This is a genomic window from Streptomyces sp. AcH 505 (assembly GCF_000818175.1).
In the GTDB taxonomy this organism is placed as follows: domain Bacteria; phylum Actinomycetota; class Actinomycetes; order Streptomycetales; family Streptomycetaceae; genus Streptomyces.
This window is the reverse complement of record NZ_JTIY01000001.1, coordinates 1378112-1381251: the sequence shown is the minus strand read 5'-3', so window position 1 is coordinate 1381251 and position 3140 is coordinate 1378112. Positions and strand designations below refer to the sequence as shown.

General features: G+C 71.4%; 5 protein-coding genes. All 5 read left to right on the top strand.

Annotation, left to right across the window (positions count from 1 at the left end; translation table 11 throughout):
* Positions 1-508: DUF2690 domain-containing protein (locus HY68_RS06320; protein ID WP_241778485.1), on the top strand; the 508-nt coding region annotated here is incomplete at its 5' end.
* 176 nt (positions 509-684) lie between these two features.
* Complete coding sequence (locus tag HY68_RS06315) at positions 685-1674, top strand: malate dehydrogenase (RefSeq protein ID WP_041985407.1); 990 nt, start codon at positions 685-687, stop codon at positions 1672-1674.
* A gap of 87 nt (positions 1675-1761) precedes the next feature.
* Positions 1762-2010, top strand: a complete 249-nt coding sequence (locus HY68_RS06310; RefSeq protein WP_041985404.1) for a helix-turn-helix transcriptional regulator — start codon at positions 1762-1764, stop codon at positions 2008-2010.
* Positions 2007-2525 carry a hypothetical protein gene (locus HY68_RS06305; protein ID WP_041985401.1) on the top strand — a complete coding sequence of 173 codons (519 nt, stop codon included), beginning with the start codon at positions 2007-2009 and terminating at the stop codon, positions 2523-2525. The genes HY68_RS06310 and HY68_RS06305 overlap by 4 nt, the downstream gene beginning before the upstream one ends.
* 31 nt (positions 2526-2556) lie before the next feature.
* Positions 2557-3033: a DUF5990 family protein gene (locus HY68_RS06300; RefSeq protein ID WP_241778484.1), complete on the top strand. Its 477-nt coding sequence runs from the start codon at positions 2557-2559 to the stop codon at positions 3031-3033.
* Positions 3034-3140 lie beyond the last annotated feature (107 nt).

The following is a 3140-nucleotide window of genomic DNA, read 5'->3' as shown; positions in this document are numbered from 1 at the left end:
CCGGCGCAAGCCGCTGATCGTTGTCGCCGCAGTCGTCGGGGTGCTGCTCGTGGTGGTCGCCGCCGTACTGCTGACCGGTCTCGGCGGCGACGGCGGCGGCGACGACAAGGCCGCCCCGACCCCGTCGCCCTCGCGCACCGTCGCCACGTCGGCGCCCGCGCTGCCGGCCGGTGTGCAGTGCTCGGGCGCCGCCTGCACCGGCAAGGACCCGGAGGCCATGGGGTGCAGCGGCCAGTACGCGGCCACCGTCAGCACGGCGACCGTCGGCGCCTCCACGATCGAGGTGCGCTACAGCAAGACCTGCGGAGCGGCCTGGGCGCGCATCACCCAGGCGGTCGCGGGCGACTCGGTACGGATCACCGGCGCGGGTGGGAGCAAGCCGCAGAGCCGCCCGGTCGCGGCGGCGGGGGACGCGTACACCCCCATGCTCGCGGTCCCGTCCGCCTCGGCGGCCAAGGCCTGCGCGACGCTCGCCACCGGCGTGAGCGGCTGTACGACGACGCCGTGAGGCCGCGGGACCAGGGGCCGGGGCTGTCGGGGGTCGTGGGTCCGATAGCCTGACCGCCGGATGTCTCTTCACGTCAAGATTCGGATCCGTGACCCGGAACCGGACTCCTGGCGGCGGCGAGACCTCCCGCACCAGGGGCAGGGACCCCCACCGCCAGCTGTATTACGGAGACCGCCATGACCCGCACTCCCGTGAATGTCACCGTCACCGGCGCGGCCGGCCAGATCGGCTACGCGCTGCTCTTCCGCATCGCCTCCGGCCACCTGCTCGGCGCGGACGTGCCGGTCAAGCTGCGTCTCCTGGAGATCCCGCAGGGTCTCAAGGCGGCGGAGGGCACCGCGATGGAACTCGACGACTGCGCCTTCCCGCTGCTCGGCGGCATCGAGATCACGGACGACCCGAACGTCGCCTTCGACGGCGCGAACGTGGCCCTCCTCGTCGGCGCCCGCCCCCGTACCAAGGGCATGGAGCGCGGCGACCTCCTCTCGGCCAACGGCGGCATCTTCAAGCCGCAGGGCAAGGCCATCAACGACAACGCAGCCGACGACATCAAGGTGCTCGTCGTCGGCAACCCGGCCAACACCAACGCGCTGATCGCGCAGGCCGCGGCCCCCGACGTACCGGCCGAGCGCTTCACCGCCATGACGCGCCTCGACCACAACCGCGCCATCTCGCAGCTCGCCCGGAAGACCGGCGCCGCCGTCTCCGACATCAAGCGGCTGACGATCTGGGGCAACCACTCCGCCACCCAGTACCCGGACATCTTCCACGCGGAGATCGCCGGCAAGAACGCGGCCGAGACCGTCAACGATGAGGCGTGGCTGGCCGACACGTTCATCCCGACCGTCGCCAAGCGCGGCGCCGCGATCATCGAGGCCCGTGGCGCCTCGTCCGCGGCCTCGGCGGCCAACGCGGCGATCGACCACGTGCACACCTGGGTCAACGGCACGGCCGACGGCGACTGGACGTCCATGGGCATCGTCTCCGACGGCTCGTACGGCGTGCCGGAGGGCATCATCTCCTCCTTCCCCGTCACCACGAAGGACGGTTCCTACGAGATCGTCCAGGGCCTGTCGGTCAACGACTTCTCGCGGGCGCGGATCGACGCGTCGGTGAAGGAGCTCCAGGAGGAGCGCGACGCGGTGCGCGAGCTCGGCCTGATCTGACACCTGTCAGTCTCCGAGAAGCCCCGGCCCGGATGGGTCGGGGCTTTTCTGTTGCGTCTCTACCGCCGAATGTAGTACTTCTTATACATGAGCGAGCACGTGCACAACAGAATGGCGGTTGTCAGGGCGGAGCGGAAAGTGTCCAGACAACAGCTGGCGGAGGCCGTCGGGGTGCACTACCAGACGGTGGGCTACATCGAGCGGGGGCAGTACAACCCCAGCCTCGATCTGGCCCTGCGGATCGCGGAGTTCTTCGGCCTGCCCGTCGAAGCCCTGTTCTCCCTGGAGCCGTTCAGCCCGCTCACGGACGAGGTCTACGGGAGGAAGCAGCGATGAACGCACGCGAGATGTCGGGACCGACGCGCTACGACCGGCGCATGCAGGCACTGATGAACAGGCCCGAGGGGCGGGGCCTTTACGCGACGTCCGGCCGCAGACGCCTGGTCGTCGGCACACACATCGCGCTGACCGCCGTCGGGGCCGGTGCCTGGATCGCCGGGGTCTTCACCGAGGCGAAGTGGCCGCTCTTCGTGACCCTCGGCGTCCTGCTGCCGTGGTGCCTCGCCACCGGCCTCATCAACGCCGCCACCCGCGGTCTGCTGGAACTGCGCGGCCGGGTCCTGGACGAGCGGCAGCGCGTCGAGCGCGACCAGGTGCTCGCCCGCTCCCACCGGACGACCTCGCTGCTGCTCGCCGCCGCCGCCCTCGTGGTGCTGGCCGTCGGCCGGATCAGGGACGTGACGCCGCAGGCGGCGCTCGTGCCGGTCCTGGCCGGGGTCTTCGTCGTGCACTGGATGATGCCGCTGTGGACGGCCGGCCTGCTGGTCAGGGACGACCCTGCGGACGACTGACGCCGGACGACTGACGCCGTACGAACGGCAGATGGACGATGATGGCGTGATGCTGATCCGTATCGAGGCCACCGCCCTGCCGGGACGCACCATCGGTCCCGGGCCCACCTTCGACGCGGTCGACAACGTCCACGTCGGGGTGCAGCGCAAGGACCAGCCGGGCGAGGTGCTCGATCCGCAGCCCGGCGACGCCCGTTCGGTGGCCTGGACGCTGGAGTGCGCCGCGGCCGCCTCGGACACCGGCATCGACATCACGGGCCGCTACGTGCAGAACCGGCTCGGCGGGCGGTTCGTGTACCTGTCCTGGGGGACCCTCGACGACGCGGGACTCTTCACGATGTTCCGCCGGGCGAAGCTGATGTTCGCCGCGGTGCCGCCCCGGACCGTCGAGGCGGCGACGCGCACCGGCTGTCTGACGGCGAAGCTGCGCCTCACCGACGGCGCGGGCCACCCGCTGTGCGGCGCCGTCCGCCCGCCCCTGGTGGCCTGGACCGCCACTCCACGCTGACGTTGCGTACGAACTGATCGGCCGAGCCGCCGGGGGGCGGCTCGGCTTCTTCGTCGCGTCCCGGTGCCGACCGACAGGGTGCGGCGGTGCGGCGGGACCGACCGAGC

Coding starts and splice junctions, on each gene's coding strand:
- HY68_RS06300 (WP_241778484.1), top strand. CDS start 2,557: ATGGACGATGATGGCGTGATGCTGATCCGTATCGAGGCCACCGCCCTG.
- HY68_RS06305 (WP_041985401.1), top strand. CDS start 2,007: ATGAACGCACGCGAGATGTCGGGACCGACGCGCTACGACCGGCGCATG.
- HY68_RS06310 (WP_041985404.1), top strand. CDS start 1,762: ATGAGCGAGCACGTGCACAACAGAATGGCGGTTGTCAGGGCGGAGCGG.
- HY68_RS06315 (WP_041985407.1), top strand. CDS start 685: ATGACCCGCACTCCCGTGAATGTCACCGTCACCGGCGCGGCCGGCCAG.